Source organism: Gammaproteobacteria bacterium, assembly GCA_017999615.1.
Taxonomy (GTDB): domain Bacteria; phylum Pseudomonadota; class Gammaproteobacteria; order JAABTG01; family JAABTG01; genus JAGNLM01.
Window position 1 is genome coordinate 96007 of record JAGNLM010000005.1, and the last position, 14876, is coordinate 110882.

Annotated in this window: 13 protein-coding genes; 7 read left to right on the top strand and 6 right to left on the bottom strand. The window is 71.2% G+C overall.

From position 1 onward, the window contains the following. The first annotated feature begins 206 nt into the window (after positions 1-206). A complete protein-coding gene (locus tag KA217_06595; protein ID MBP7712120.1) occupies positions 207-722 on the top strand; it encodes a histidine phosphatase family protein in 516 nt (171 codons plus the stop codon). 6 nt (positions 723-728) lie between these two features. On the opposite strand, the gene KA217_06600 is transcribed toward KA217_06595, so the two are convergent. Then, entirely contained in the window at positions 729-1685 is a 957-nt protein-coding gene (locus KA217_06600) for a CHAD domain-containing protein (GenBank protein MBP7712121.1), read from the bottom strand. Between the two features lie 70 nt (positions 1686-1755). Beyond that, a complete protein-coding gene (locus KA217_06605; GenBank protein ID MBP7712122.1) occupies positions 1756-2079 on the bottom strand; it encodes a ferredoxin family protein in 324 nt (107 codons plus the stop codon). 136 nt (positions 2080-2215) lie between these two features. Here KA217_06605 and pstC point away from each other — a divergent pair, with 136 nt between their 5' ends. From pstC to cysK, 6 genes are all read left to right on the top strand, one after another. Beyond that, entirely contained in the window at positions 2216-3604 is a 1389-nt protein-coding gene (gene pstC, locus KA217_06610) for a phosphate ABC transporter permease subunit PstC (protein ID MBP7712123.1), read from the top strand. Next, positions 3597-4931, top strand: coding sequence for a phosphate ABC transporter permease PstA (gene pstA, locus KA217_06615; protein ID MBP7712124.1), 1335 nt, complete (start codon positions 3597-3599; stop codon positions 4929-4931). The genes pstC and pstA overlap by 8 nt, the downstream gene beginning before the upstream one ends. Before the next feature lie 99 nt (positions 4932-5030). Next, complete coding sequence (locus KA217_06620; protein ID MBP7712125.1) at positions 5031-5852, top strand: phosphate ABC transporter ATP-binding protein; 822 nt, start codon at positions 5031-5033, stop codon at positions 5850-5852. Positions 5853-5886: 34 nt separating this feature from the next. Beyond that, positions 5887-6627, top strand: coding sequence for a phosphate signaling complex protein PhoU (gene phoU / locus KA217_06625; protein ID MBP7712126.1), 741 nt, complete (start codon positions 5887-5889; stop codon positions 6625-6627). A 93-nt stretch (positions 6628-6720) separates the two neighbouring features. After that, complete coding sequence (locus KA217_06630) at positions 6721-7932, top strand: hypothetical protein (protein MBP7712127.1); 1212 nt, start codon at positions 6721-6723, stop codon at positions 7930-7932. Positions 7933-7949: 17 nt separating this feature from the next. After that, positions 7950-8837 (top strand): cysteine synthase A, encoded by an 888-nt coding sequence (cysK, locus tag KA217_06635; GenBank protein MBP7712128.1) that lies wholly within the window; start codon positions 7950-7952, stop codon positions 8835-8837. A gap of 21 nt (positions 8838-8858) precedes the next feature. On the opposite strand, the gene KA217_06640 is transcribed toward cysK, so the two are convergent. The 4 genes from KA217_06640 to mutS form a co-directional block, all read right to left on the bottom strand. After that, complete coding sequence (locus KA217_06640) at positions 8859-9758, bottom strand: ZIP family metal transporter (protein ID MBP7712129.1); 900 nt, start codon at positions 9756-9758, stop codon at positions 8859-8861. Then, on the bottom strand, positions 9751-10944 hold the full coding sequence (locus tag KA217_06645; GenBank protein ID MBP7712130.1) for an ankyrin repeat domain-containing protein: 1194 nt from the start codon (positions 10942-10944) through the stop codon (positions 9751-9753). Before KA217_06645 ends, KA217_06640 begins: the two co-directional genes overlap by 8 nt. After that, entirely contained in the window at positions 10941-12047 is a 1107-nt protein-coding gene (locus KA217_06650) for a hypothetical protein (GenBank protein ID MBP7712131.1), read from the bottom strand. Before KA217_06650 ends, KA217_06645 begins: the two co-directional genes overlap by 4 nt. 173 nt (positions 12048-12220) lie before the next feature. Continuing rightward, positions 12221-14797, bottom strand: coding sequence for a DNA mismatch repair protein MutS (mutS, locus tag KA217_06655; GenBank protein MBP7712132.1), 2577 nt, complete (start codon positions 14795-14797; stop codon positions 12221-12223). Between the last annotated feature and the right edge of the window lie 79 nt (positions 14798-14876).

Genomic DNA, 14876 nt, shown 5'->3' on the forward strand with positions numbered 1-14876 from the left:
AGGCGCCCATCATAGTCGGCCACGCGCCTGCCGACGACTGCGGGCGTCCTGGCAGCGGGTGGCCCGACGCCGCCGGGGATTGATATCCTCGCACCGGGGCTCGCCCGGGACGCCGTGTGGCGTGGCACGGGGCGAAGTCGCCCAGGTCTCACCCGCAGCCGCAGCCGCAGCCGCAGCCGCAGCCGCAGCCGCAGTCGGAGGCATCGATGGCCCGAGAGTTGTTCCTCCTGCGCCACGCCAAGGCGGGCCTCTCCCACGCCGCCGAGGGGGATTTCGACCGTCCGCTCACGGACCGCGGCAAGCAGGAGGCGCCGAAGGTTGGCCGGTGGCTGCGCCGCCGGGGCCTCGTCCCCGACCTGGTGGTGAGCTCGCCAGCCCGGCGGGCGCGGCAGACCGCGCGGCGCGTGTGCGAGGAGGTGGGCTTCGACACCGGCTCCGTGCTCTGGGAGCCACGCATCTACGGGGCCGAGCCCGACACGCTCCTGGAGGTCCTCGGGGCGCTGCCGGCCGGTGCCCGGCGGGTCCTGCTGGTGGGTCACAACCCCGGCCTGGAGGTGCTGCTCGCCTACCTTGGGGGCGAAACCACCAGGGTGCCGGCGGACGGTAGGATCCTGCCCACGGCGACCCTCGCGGGGCTCGAGCTACCGGAGGATTGGTCCCGCCTGGGGTCCGGGTCGGGTGCGCTGCGCTCCCTCACGCGGCCCGACGAGATGGACGACTGACCTCCCCTACCGGTCCGTGCCGGGCCGAGCCCGGAAGGTCTCGCGGAAGGTGCCCACCGTCTCGGGCGCCGAGAACGTCTGGAAGCGCTCGGCGAACTCGAGCCTCACCCGGGCCTCGCGGCGCGAGAGCTCCCGGACGAGGCGGTCCATCGCCTCGCGCGCCTGCGCGGGGAGGTCGTCCTCGTCGGCCATCGCCTTCCCGAAGCCCCGCAGGCGCTCCTGCTGGACCTGGAGGTCCTGCATCTCGCCCAGGTTGTCCTGGAAGGTCTTGAGCGACCGGATGAGCGTGCCCAAGGCTTTCCGGGGGAAGAGGCTGCGGAAGGACTCCATGAGGTAGCGCAGCTTCTTGCCGGCGATGCGCACCGCGTGCAGGTCGCGCGCCGGCGACTCCGGGCCGATGGCGGAGCCGAGCTTCATCAGGCGCCGGTACGCCCGCCACACGCGCTTGCGCGCCACCTCGCCGACGGGGCTCAGGGCCCGGCGCGCAGTGGGCTTGCGGGGCAGGGGCCCGTGGGCGAGGGAGTGCCAACGCTTTTCCATGCGGCGATAGCGCGCGCACTCGAAGCAGCGGGCCGCCTCGGCGTAGGCGCTGACCCGCTGGGTGGTCAGGAAGCGCCGGAACGGCGCGAGGTGGGGGCGGGACGCCGGCGGGAGCCGGGCGGTGTACTCGTCGAGCGCCAGGAGGAAGACGTCCATGTCCCGGGCGGCGTTCGTGCAGCGCCCGAGCCAGCCCAGGTCCGCGCGCAGGCCCTCCACCCGCCGGGCCGGAAAGACACCGCGAACCTGTCCGAGCAGGGACCGGGCGCGGCGGACCGCGACCCGAAGGTCGTGAAGGAACTCCGTGTCGACCTGATCGCGCACGCCAGGCACGTTGGCCAGCAGGCTGTCCAGCTGGCGCTGCAGGACGAGCTGCAGGGCGGCGTCCGTGCGCTGGTCCGCGGTGAGCGGGATGGGTGGGGTCATGTCGAGGCGCCTCCGTCCCCCCGCCCGTCACCGGGCTCGGGGGGCGGGCCGGCGGGCGTGCCCGGCAGGCTCAGCGCTGGAGGTACTGGCGCTTGCCCCTCTTGCCGTCCCAGTCGGCGGCGTCGGGCAGAGGCTCCTTCTTCTCGGTGATGCTCGGCCAGACCTTGGCGAGCTCGGCGTTCAGGGCGATGAACTCACGCTGCTCGTCCGGCACGTCGTCCTCGGCGCGAATCGCCTCGGCCGGGCACTCCGCCTCGCAGAGCGCGCAGTCGATGCACTCGTCCGGGTCGATCACGAGGAAATTGGGGCCCTCGTGGAAACAGTCCACCGGGCAGACATCGACGCAGTCCGTGTATTTGCAGCGGATGCAGTTCTCGAGCACGACATAAGCCATGACGAACTCCCCCCCCTGTGAGACGGGAATCCATCTTAATCCCGTGAAGCCCGGCGTGGCGAGTCCCGGCGCCCGGCGCGAAGACGCCCCGGGCTGACACGAGGCTGTAACATGGGCGGCGATATAATCCGCGCCCATGCATCCCCTGATCTTCCTCGCGGTGCTGCTCGGCCTGACCGCCTTCGGGTACCAGGCCGGGCGCCACCGCTCCCTGGCCCTGGTGGGTGGGCTCGGCAACGCCCGGGCGCTGCACTCGCGGCCCTCGTACTACGGTGCCTACGCCGCGTTGTGGACCCTGGTCCCCGCCCTCCTGGTGCTCTTGCTCTGGCTCGTTCTGGAGCAGTCGGTCGTCACCGAGATCGTGCTGGCCGGTCTGCCCCCGGAGGTGAGGGACGTGCCCCCGGACCGGCTGAACCTCCTGGTCAACGACCTGAGGAACCTGGTCAAGGGGAACATCGTCTCCGCGCAGGCCGGGCCGGCGATGCAGGCGGCGGTGGACCATTACCGCAGCCTCCTCTTCACCAGCCGGGCGGCGCTCGGCGTGTCGGTCCTCGTCCTGGCGGCCGGGGGCATGCTGCTGGCGCGCACCCACATCGCCCCTTCCCTGCGTGCGCGCAACCGGGTGGAGGGGGTGGTTCGGGGATTCCTCATCGGCAGCTCCAGCATCGCGATCTTGACGACCATCGGCATCGTCCTCTCGGTCCTGTTCGAGTCGATCCGCTTCTTCCAGGTCGTGCCCGTCACCGAGTTCCTGTTCGGGACGCGCTGGAGCCCCCAGCTGGCGATCCGCGCCGACCAGGTCGGCTCTTCGGGCGCCTTCGGCGCCGTGCCCTTGTTCACGGGCACGCTGCTGGTCGCCGCCGTCGCGATGCTGGTGGCGGTGCCGATCGGGTTGATGGCGGCGATCTACCTGTCCGAGTACGCGGGCAAGCACTTTCGCAGCGTCGCCAAGCCGCTGCTCGAGGTCCTCGCCGGCGTGCCCACGGTCGTCTACGGGTTCTTCGCCGCGCTCGTGGTCGCGCCCCTCGTGAGGGACGCCGGGCAGTCCCTGGGGCTCGAGGTGGCCTCGGAGAGCGCGCTCGCGGCGGGGCTGGTGATGGGGGTCATGATCATCCCCTTCGTCTCCTCGATCTCCGACGACGTGATCAACGCCGTACCCCAGTCCATGCGTGACGGGTCCTACGCCCTCGGGGCCACGTCCTCGGAGACGATCCGGCGGGTCGTCATCCCGGCGGCCCTGCCGGGGATCGTCGGCGGGATCCTGCTGGCGGTCTCACGCGCCATCGGCGAGACCATGATCGTGGTGATGGCTGCGGGACTGTCGGCGAATCTGACTGCGAACCCGCTGGAGGCCGTGACCACCGTGACGGTGCAGATCGTGACCCTGCTGGTGGGCGACCAGGAGTTCGACAGTCCGAAGACGCTCGCCGCCTTTGCCCTGGGGCTCGCCCTCTTCGTGATGACGCTGGTGTTGAACGTGATCGCCCTGCACGTCGTGCGAAGGTACCGGGAGCAATATGAGTAGCGACGCGGCCAGGGCGCCCGGCGGGCGCTCGCCAGCCTCCGAGCGAGCGAGCCCGCGCACCATCGACATCGTTACCGCGACGCTCGCCCGCCGGCACTCCGCCGAACGGCGGTTCCGGTTGTACGGCCTCGGGGCCATCATCCTCGGGCTCGTCTTCCTCGCGGTCCTCTTCGTGAGCGTCATCGGCACGGGCTACCGGGCCTTCCTGCGCACGGAGGTTGCCCTCGACGTGCCCTTCGACCCGGCGGCCCTCGCGCTGGAGGAGCGGCGCGACCCCGAGGCGCTGGCCGCAGCCGACTACGGAGCAGCGGTCAAGCAGGCGCTGCGGGATGCGTTCCCCGAGGTGCGCGAGCGCCAGGCGCTGCGCGCCCTGTACGGTCTCGTCAGCTCCGCCGCCGCCCTGCAGTTGCGCGACGCAGCGCTGAAGGACCCCTCGGTGATCGGCCAGACCCGCACCCTCTGGGTCCCCCTGGACGACGAGTACGACATGCTCGCCAAGGGGTACGTCGACCGCGAGCTCCCCGAGGGGGAGCGGCGCCTGAGCGACGCCCAGGTGGGGTGGTTCGACCACCTGCAGGCACGGGGTCGCGTCGCGACCCGCTTCAACGGGCAGTTCTTCATCGGAGGCGACTCGCGGGAGCCGGAGCTCGCGGGGATCGGTGGGGCGGTCGTCGGCTCCCTCTACACGCTCCTCGTGACCCTCGCGCTGTCGTTCCCGCTCGGGGTCGCGGCGGCCATCTACCTCGAGGAGCTCGCGCCGAAGAACCGCTGGACCGACCTGATCGAGGTGAACATCAACAATCTGGCGGCCGTGCCGTCGATCATCTTCGGTCTGCTCGGACTCGCCGTCTTCATCGACGTCTTCGGTGTGCCCCGCTCGGCGCCGCTGGTCGGCGGGCTCGTGCTCACCCTGATGACCCTGCCGGTGATCATCATCGCGAGCCGGGCGGCCCTGACCGCGGTCCCCCCCTCGATTCGGGAGGCGGCCCTCGGGGTTGGCGCCTCGAAGATGCAGATGGTGATGCACCACGTCCTGCCCCTGGCGATGCCCGGCATGCTCACGGGGGCGATCATCGGGATGGCCCGCGCCCTCGGAGAGAGCGCCCCCCTGCTGATGGTGGGGATGGTGGCGTTCATCGTGGACATCCCGCGCGGGGTGATGGACCCGGCCACCGTGCTGCCGGTGCAGATCTATCTGTGGGCGGACAGCCCCGAGCGGGCCTTCGTCGAGAAGATGGCGGCGGCGATCATGGTCCTGCTCGCCTTCTTGATCGTCATGAATGCGCTCGCGGTGATTCTGCGCAGGCGCTTCGAGCGGCGTTGGTGACCCGCAGGGTTCGAGGGAAAGAAGCCGATGTCTGAGACTGAAAAGGTCCCCGCGCACGAAATCGACGTCAGAGTCGCGAGGCCGGCCGATCATCTCCGGATGGCGGGAAGGTCCTCCGTGATCGACCGGAGCAGCCGCGAGACCGTGGGGGACTACACCCACCCGCACCCGCGCATGACGGCTCGCCACGTGGATGTCTACTACGGGGACAAGCACGCCATCAAGGACGTGAGCCTCGACATCGGGGCCAACGAGGTCATCGCGATGATCGGGCCGTCGGGCTGCGGAAAGTCCACCTTTTTGCGCTGCCTGAACCGGATGAACGACACCATCGACAATTGCCGCGTCACGGGGACGATCACCCTGGACGGGCAGGACGTCTACGAAGACAAGCTCGACGTGGTGCCGCTGCGGGCGCAGGTGGGGATGGTGTTCCAGAAGCCGAACCCCTTCCCGAAGTCGATCTACGAGAACGTCGCCTACGGTCCACGGATCCACGGGCTTGCCTCCACGCGGGCCGAGCTCGACGTGGTCGTGCAGAGAAGCCTCGAGCGCGCGGGACTCTGGGAGGAGGTCAAGGACCGTCTGGACCAGCCGGGCACGGGGCTCTCTGGTGGTCAGCAGCAGAGGCTCTGCATCGCACGGACGATCGCGGTCAACCCCGAGGTGATCCTGATGGACGAGCCCTGTTCGGCGCTCGATCCCATCGCGACGGCGAAGATCGAGGAGTTGATCGACGAGCTGCGCGAGCAGTTCAGCATCGCAATCGTCACGCACTCCATGCAACAGGCGGCGCGGGTATCCCAGAGGGCCGCGTACTTCCACCTGGGCAATCTCATCGAGATCGGCGACACCAACCACATCTTCACCAATCCCCGGCACCCCCTGACCGAGGACTACATCACAGGCCGTTTTGGCTGACGCAGGCGCCCAGGATCGAGCAGCAGGGAATTCCATGATCACGAGCGGGCCGACATCGGGACACACCGTCAGGCGCTTCGACGGTGAGATGATGAACCTGCACCGCCTGGTGCTGGAGATGGGTGCGCTCGCCATCGAGCAGGTCGAGCGGGTGCTGAAGGCGCTCGACGACGAGAGCCCCGAGGGGGCACGCGAGGTCATTGAGCGCGACCGCCTCGTGAACGAGTTGGACATGCGGATCGACGAGGAGGTCGTCAAGCTCCTGGTCCGCCGCCAGCCCATGGCGGGCGACCTGAGAGCCATCATGACGGTGGCCAAGTCGGTCGTGGACCTGGAGCGGGTGGGGGACCAGACCCGCCGGGTGGCCCGGTTGGTCCAGCACCTCTACACCGAGGGGCCGACCGCCCCCAAGCCCGGGCTGCTCGAGGACATCCACCGGCTGGCCGCGATCGCTGTGCGCATGATGCGCACAGCCATGCAGGCATTCGATGCGTTCGACCTCGGCAAGGCGGTGGAGGTCATCCAGGAGAACGAGCGGCTCGAGGCGGAGTTCCAGTCGGCGCTGCGCCGCGTGACCACCTTCGTGCTGGAGGACCACCGCACCATCGGACACATGGTGGACGCCGTGCTCGGCCTGCGGGCGCTGGAGCGGATTGGCGGTCACGCAAAGAACATCGCGGGCTACGTCATCTACCTATGCACTGGCCGCGACGTGCGCCACGCGGACCTCGAGACCGTCGCCCAGGAGATCGTCGCCGGCAAGCCGGACGCCTGAGCCCAACCGGCGCAGGCTCTCAACGCCCGGGGCGTCAGCTTGTATCTTTGCCTGCTCGTGCCGACAATCTGGTCGGTATCGAGGTGGCGCTCCATGGCGAAGACGCTGGTCATCGACCCGGAGGAGGGGACGCGGGCTCCGTTCCTGCGCGGGATCCTCACGCGCTCCCTCCAGGACTCGGGTCTTTCGTTCGAGGACGCCTACAAGCTCGCGTCGCGGGTCCGCCAGGACCTCGGCAGCATCCCGGAGATCACGGCTCCAGAACTGCGCCGGCGCGTCGCCGCCTACGTCCAGGAGTGCCACGGAGCCCAGGCGGTGCGCCGCTACCAGGAGCCGGCCGGGCCCGCGGCGGCGGTTCTGGTGCGGGACGGCGCGGAGCAGGCGGTTCCGTTCTCCGACGCCCTCTACCGGCGCACGCTCCAGATCTGCGGGCTGTCCGACGACACGGCCGCCGTCATGGCCGCGCGGGTCTCGCGCTTCCTCGCCGAGCGGGCGGAGGCTGAGGTCAGCTCGGCCACCCTCGGGCGTACCACCCACCACTGGCTCGCCCAGGACCTCGGTGAGGCCGTGGCACGCCGCTACCTCGCGTGGGTCGACTTCCTTCACAGTGGGCGGCCCCTCGTCATCCTGCTGGGCGGGACCGCTGGCGTCGGCAAGAGCACGGTGGCCACGGACCTCGCCACCCGGCTCGACATCCCGCGGACCCAGTCGACCGACATGCTGCGGGAGGTCATGCGCATGATGCTCCCGCAACGGCTCCTGCCGGTGCTCTACGCCTCTTCCTTCGAGGCCTGGCGCACCCTGCCGCGGGCGCAGGACCCGGCGGCGGACCGCGTGGCGCTCCTCGCGGAGGGCTACCAGAGCCAGGCAGACCTGATCGCGTTGCCCTGCGAGGCCGTCATCCGACGCGCCCTGAAGGAGCGTGTGTCGCTCATCATGGAGGGCGTGCACGTGTGCCCGTCCCTGATCTCGCGCGTCCCGGCCGAGGGGGACGCGGTGGTGGTGCCGGTGATGCTGGCCGTGCTGAAGCCGGACCTCCTGCGGGCCCGCATTCGCGGGCGGGCCGCGCGCGCCGTCCAGCGCCGGGCCGAGCGCTATCTCCGGAGCTTCGAGTCGATCTGGGGGCTGCAGGAGTTCCTGCTCTCGGGGGCGGACCGCCAGCAGATCCCCATCATCGTGAACGAAGACAAGGACCGCGCCGTGCAGGCGATCCTGGCGAGGGTGGTGGACACCCTCATGATTGGCTTCCGGGCCACGCCGCGGCATGTCTTCGGGAGCCCCGAGGCGCCGCGCAAGCGGGCCTGACTCACTGAAGGGATACCGTGTTCACCGACAACGTCCTGGACCTGATTGGCAATACCCCGGTCGTTCGGCTGCGGGGAGAGTCCGTTTTTGCCAAGGCCGAGTTCCTGAACCCCGGCGGGAGCATCAAGGACCGCGTGGCCATGGCCATGCTCGACGGTGCGGAGAGCAGGGGCCTGCTGAAGCCCGGCTCGATCATCGTGGAGCCCACGAGCGGCAACACCGGGATTGGTGTGGCCCTGGTGGGCCGGCTCAAGGGCTACCACGTCCGCATCGTCATGCCGGAGAACATGAGCGACGAGAGGAAGAAGCTCATCCGGGCCCTCGGGGCGGAGCTGGTGCTGACCCCCGCGCAGAAGAGCATTGCCGGGGCGGTGGAGAAGGTCCGCGAGATGCAGCGCGAGGACCCCCGCGTCTTCGTCCCCCAGCAGTTCGAGAACCCCGACAACCCGCGCGTGCACTACGAGGAGACGGCCCACGAGCTCTGGCGGCAGATGAACGGGGACATCGCGTGCTTCGTTGCGGGGGTGGGCAGCGGAGGTACCCTGCAGGGGATCGGTCAGTTCCTGCGCGAGCACAAGCCCGGCGTGGTGATCGCCGCGGTCGAGCCGAAGAACGTCTCGGCCCTCCTCGGCCACGAGCCGGGGCTGCACCAGATCCAGGGGATCGGTGACGGGTTCGTCCCCGCGGTCCTCGACGTCTCGATGATCAGCGAGGTGATCGAGGTGACGGACGAGGATGCCATCGCCACTACGCGCGAGCTCAACCGGGACTTCGGGCTGCTCGTGGGCATCTCCTCGGGGGCCAACGTGTGGGCCGCGCGGCGGCTGGCGGAGCGGATCCCGGGCAACATCGTGACGGTGCTGCCGGACCGGGCGGAGCGCTATTTCAGCACCTCCCTCATGTAGGGCGGTGCGCCGTCCGGGGCGTTACGCGAGCGCCGTGTCCAGCAGCATCATGACGATGAAGCCGCCCATCAGGCCCAGGGATGCGAACTGCTCGTGGCCCTTGCGGTGGGTCTCCGGGATGATCTCGTGCGAGACCACCCAGATCATCGCACCGGCGGCGAAGCCGAGGCCCAGGGGGTAGAGCAGGGCGAGCCCGGTGGTGAGCAGGCTACCGACGACGGCGCCGATGGGCTCCGCCAACCCCGTGAGGGCTGCGACCCCGGCGGCCCGGAACGGGCTGACGGCCGCGGCGCGCAGGGCGACGGCTACCACGAGACCCTCCGGGACGTCCTGAACGGAGATGGCCGCCGTGAGCGGCATGCCGACGGCGTTGTCGTTTCCGCTGAAGGCGACCCCGATCGCCATGCCCTCCGGGAAGTTGTGCAGGGCAAGGGCGAAGACCATCAGCCAGAGCTTCCGCAGACCCGCCACGTCAGGGCCGTGATGACCCACGGCCACGTGGTCGTGAGGGATCAGCCGGTTGGCGAAGAGGAGCGCGAGCGCACCGAGCGCGAGCCCGAAAGACACCCAGCCCGCTCCGAGGGCGCGGTGGCCGAGCATGCCGTCGGCTGCTTCGACGCCCGGGATGATCAGGGAGAAGCACGAGGCGGCCGCCATGACCCCGGCACCGAAGCCCAGCATGACGTCCTCCGAGCGGGGGGAGATGCGTTCGACCAACACCGCGGGAAGGGCGCCCAGGGCCGTCGCCAGGGCGGCCAGGAATCCCCCCTGTACGGCCTTGCCCATGGGGGTGGCGAGGTCGGTCGCCCCCTGCTGCACGGCGACCCAGACGATGCCCAGGGTCAGCGCCACGCCGGGCCCCCACCAGGCGACTCCCCACCCTGGGGGCGCCCCGCGTGGTCCCGCGCCGGGCTCAGGCATGCCGCCCGAAGCGCTGGTGCAGTCCGCGCAGCGCCTCCAGGAGGCGCTGCAGGCGCGACCTCTCCTTTACGGCGGCCCGGCGGAGAAGGAAATAGAGCAGCAGGGCCGTCAGCACCACCCCGAGCACCACGGCGCCGACGAGGGTGGCGGGGGAGTTGCCCGGACCGGTCGCTGTCCCCCCACGGGCCTCGGCGCGGGGTGCGCCGGCGTCGTCGGGACGTGGTGCGGCTGCGGCAGTCTCCAGGAGGCCCACCAACTCCGGCGCACCCAGGCGGCGGGCGAGATTGAGCGGCGTCTCTCCGCTCATGCCCACGGCCCCGAGGTCGGCCCCCGCCGCGAGCAGGAGCTTGACCATCTCGGCGTCCCGCCTCGCGACCGCGCTGTGCAGCGGGGAGCTGCCGTGCTGGCTGGCGACGTTCACCGAGGCCCCCCGGTCGGTGAGTAGCCGGGCCGTCCCGACCTGCCCGTGGCGCACCGCCCAGTGCAGGGGGGTGACGCCAATCCGGTTCTGCCGGTCGATCTGCGCCCCGCGGTCGAGCAGGCAGGCCGCGGTCTCCACGTGCCCGGCGCCCGCCGCGTGGTGCAACGGCGTGAGCCCCCGGCGGTTGACCGCGTTGGGGTCCGCGCCGGCGCGGATCAACTGCTCGCAGAGCTTTGACTCCCCGAACGCCGCCGCCTCGTGCAGGGCGCTGTCCCCCGCGTGGTCGGGGTTCTGGCGGTCCTCGCGCTGGCTCACGGCGCCGACGGCGGCGCCGTGCTCGAGCAGGAGCTTCACCAGGGCGAGGTCCCGGGTGCGCACCGCCAGGTGAAGCAGGGGGTCCCCCGTTCCGGGGGGCAGGCGGTTCGGGTCGGCCCCGGCCTCCAGCAACACGCGGGTGACCCCGGTGTGGCCTCGCTGGACGGCGGTCACGAGCGGCGGCTCGCCGGCACCCGTGCCGTTCGGGCTCGCGCCCTCGGAGAGGAGCCGCCGGACCTCCTGCTCGTCGCCGTCGGCCGCTGCGTTGGACAACCGGTCGGGCGCCGGCCCCTGGGTCGGCGCAGCCGACGAGAAGAAGGGTACCCAGGGCTGGAGCAATTGCCCGGCCTCCTCGGCGACCCCGGAAACCGGGGGCGGCTGTGCCCAGCCGCTGTCGAGGAGCAGGAAGGCCCCGAGCGTGCCGCACGCGAGACACCAGCCCCGGTTCACTTCGATGCCCTCGGCGGCTTCGAGGACAGCCCTCGCCGAGCGAGCCAGCGGTCGATCTGCTCCCGCAGGACGTCGGTGAGCTCCCCTTCGACGCGGACCGCCCGCAGAAAGTCGCCGAAGTACTGGCAGGCCGTCGTCTCCGGCGGCGTGTCCGGGTAGTGTCCGTAGAGGATGATGCGGTTGGTCATGAACGCGAAGGTCTCGTCCAGGTTGCAGCGCCGCTGTTCCACGTCCCTCGCGATCATCGTCGTGAGCCTCTCCACCACCCGGAAACGCGGAGGGTTCTGGTCGCCGAGCTTCCACAGCTCGGCGGCCTCGCCGCTCCCGTGGATGAACTGGAAGTACTGCCAGAGCTTCGCCAGCATCTGGGCGGTGGCCTCGTCCGCCTCGAGCTGCAGTTCGGCGAGGTGGTCGTAGGCCTCGTCGAACCCCGTCTGCGGGGTGATCCCGTACTGGCGCAGGATGCGCACGATGTGGGCCGTGCACCGGTCCCAGGAAGGCACGGCGTCGGGCTCCAGGTAATCCGGGTCACGCTCCCGGATCTCCTCCAGATACAGCCCCTGGATAAAATAGGCGAGCGCCTCATTCACCTTGGTCTCGGAGTTGTACGGCGCGAAGCGCCCCTCCAGGAACAGGTGGTGCGCGATCGCGTGCACCGCCTCGTGGACGACGAAGCTCGCGGCGGTGTAGAGGCGCCCGCGGGCCTCCGGGGTATCCCCGCCAGACCCCTCGAACAGGCTCGCGCTGACGGCGAGCTCTCCGCTCTCGAAGTACTCGGCGGCTGGCCCACCGTCGCGGCGCACCTCGACCAGGCGCAGGTGGTGACCTGCACCGCCAATCCCGTGTGTGCGGAAGCGCTCGATTGCGCTGACGACGAGACTGCCCACATGCGTGCCCCGGAGGACTTCATAGAGCACCGTGACGCGCTCCGGAGAGAGAGGGGTCCGGGTCTCGTCCTCGCCGCGGGTCGGCGAGAGGAACCGGCATTCCTCGAGCTCGATGGCGGCGTCACCACTCGGCTCCACGTGCGCGGGGAGCGGAGTCGTCGCCAGGAGGAGGAGTAGAGGGAGCAGCCGGCGGAACAACGGCATATCCATCAGCATGTTGCGTGCGAGCCTCCCAAGACTTCCTGTACCGGTCCGCCAGGAAGCCCGGGAGGCAGCACCCCCGGGGTTCCTGGTGAAACTTTAGCGCATCCTGGCCCGGGCAGCGGCAGGTCTTCCGGTGAGCGGCGGCGGGCCGCCCGCGACTCGGCCGCGGGGGGGCGCGGTCCCGGTCACCCCCGCCCGGCGAGCTCCCGCAGACGGTAGAGCGTGTCCAGGGCCTGGCGCGGGGTCAAGCGGTCGGGGTCCACCCGGCGCAAAGCGTCCAGGGCCGGTGCGGGGTCCGCGGTGGCGAACAGGTCGAGCTGCCGCCGGGGGGCACCGGCGTCGAGGGGGCGGGTCTCCAGCTCCGCCAGGCGAGCCCGCGCTCTGCCGACCACGGGGGCGGGTACGCCGGCCAGCGCCGCCACCTGCAAACCATAACTCTGGCTGGCCGGCCCTTCCTTGACCGCGTGCAGGAAGACGATTCGATCGCCGTGCTCGAGCGCGTCCAGGTGCACGTTCGCCACTCCCTCGAGCGTGTCGGCGAGCACGGTCAGCTCGAAGAAGTGGGTGGCGAACAGGGTGAAGGCGCCGATCTCCCGCGCGAGGTGCTCGGCGCTCGCCCAGGCGAGCGCCAGGCCGTCGAAGGTGCTGGTCCCGCGGCCCACCTCGTCCACAAGGACCAGGCTCTCCCGGGTCGCGTTGTGAAGGATGTTGGCCACCTCGGTCATCTCCACCATGAAGGTGGAGCGCCCTCCCGCCAGGTCGTCCGCCGCCCCGATGCGGGTGAAGATGCGGTCCACGGGCCCGATGACGGCGCGCTCCGCGGGCACGAAGCTGCCGGTGTGGGCCAGCAGCACGATGAGCGCCGCCTGGCGCATGTAGGTCGACTTCCCGCCCATGTTGGGGCCGGTGACCACGAGCATCCGGCGTCCCGCAGCCAGTTCCAGGTCGTTCGGCACGAACGGTCCGTCGAGGCAACGCTCCACGACCGGGTGGCGGCCCCGCGTCACCAGGATCCCCGGCTCTTCGGTCAGCTCCGGCCGGGTCAGGTCCAGCGCGTCGGCCCGCTCCGCGAGATTGGCGAGGACGTCGGCCTCCGCCACCGCCTCGGCACAGGCCAGCAGATCCGCGAGATGCCCCGCGGCCCCCTCCAGCAGGTCCGCGTACAGGGTACGCTCGCGCGCGAGCGCTCGTTCCCGCGCGCTGAGCACCCGGTCCTCGAAGGCCTTCAGCTCGGGGGTGACGTAGCGCTCGACGCCCTTCAACGTCTGCCGGCGGACGTAGTCGGCCGGGGCGTTCGCCGCCTGGGCGCGGCTCAGCTCGATGTAGAAGCCGGAGACGCGGTTGTAGCCCACGCGCAGGCCGGGGATTGCGCTCCGGGCGCGCTCCCGGGCCTCGAAGTCGGCGAGCGCCTGTCCCGTGTCCCGGTCCAGGGCGCGCAGCTCGTCGAGCTCCGGGTCGTAGCCGTCCGCGATCACGCCCCCGTCGCGCACCGTGGGCGGAGGCGACTCGACCAGGGCCTGCTCCAGGCGCTCGCGCAGCTCCGGGAACGGGCGCACCGCCTCGGCCAGGGCGCCGAGCCGCGGGTCCCCGGCGGCGCCCAGGACGTCCCGGAGCTCGGGAAGCACCGCGAGGGCGAGCCGGAGCTGGACGAGGTCGCGGGGACGGGCGGAGCGCAGGGCCACGCGGGCGAGCACCCGCTCGAGATCGCCCACCGCCCGCAACGCGCAGTCGAGCGCCTCCCAGAGCCGGTCACCCAGGAGCGTCTCGACCGCCTGCTGGCGCCCCCTGAGCGCGGCCCGGTCGCGCAAGGGGCGGGCCAGCCAGCGCCGGAGCAGGCGGGCGCCCATCGGGGTCCGCGTCGCGTCCATCACCTGCGCCAGCGTGTTCTCCCGGCCCCCGGCGAGATTGACCTCGACCTCGAGATTGCGCCGGGCGACGGGGTCGACGTACAGGCTGTCCTCCCGGCGCTCGACCCGCAGGCCCCGGACGTGGGGCAGCGCAGAGCGCTGGGTCTCGCGCGCGTAGATGAGCAGGCTGCCGGCGGCCCCGACGGCCGCAGCGAGGCCCGCGCAGCCGAAGCCGGCGAGGTCGCGGGTCCCGAAGTGCTCGGAGAGCAGGCGCGTCGCCGCCTCGGGGTCGAAGTGCCAGGGTGGGCGCCGGCGCAGGGCGGCGCCCGGGGCCCCGGCCGGCAACGGACCGGTCTCCGGGACGAGCAGTTCGGCAGGCTGCAGCCGGGCGAGCTCGGCCGCCAGTCCCTCCGAGCCGTGCCCCTCGGAGGCGTCCCCCTCCATGACGGTCAACCGCCCGCTGGCGAGGTCGAGCGCCGCGGCGCCCCAGCGCCCACCGAGCACGTGCGCCGCGACGAGCAGATTGTCCCGGCGCTCCTCGAGGAGGGCGTCCTCGGTGACCGTGCCGGGGGTGACCACCCGCGTCACCCTCCGTTCCATCGGACCGCGCCCGGGAACCTCCCCGAACTGCTCGCAGATCGCCACCGACTCGCCGTGGCGCAGCAGCCGTGCCAGGTAGCCGTCGACCGCGTGGGCCGGCACCCCGGCCATGGGGATGGGCTCGCCCGCGGTCTGTCCCCGGCGGGTGAGCGCGATGTCGAGCAGCGCCGCGGCGCGCCGGGCGTCGTCGAAGAACAGCTCGTAGAAGTCCCCCATGCGGTAGAAGAGCAGGCAGTCGGGGTGCTCGGCCTTCAGCCGCAGGTACTGCTGCATCACGGGGGTGTGGCGGGAGAGGTCCTCGGGGCTGCTCCGCATGGGACCAGTGTACCGGAGGCGGACCGGCCGGGGGTTGAAAACGGCGGTGGGCACCCCACCTTCGGTAGAGCGCGTCGAG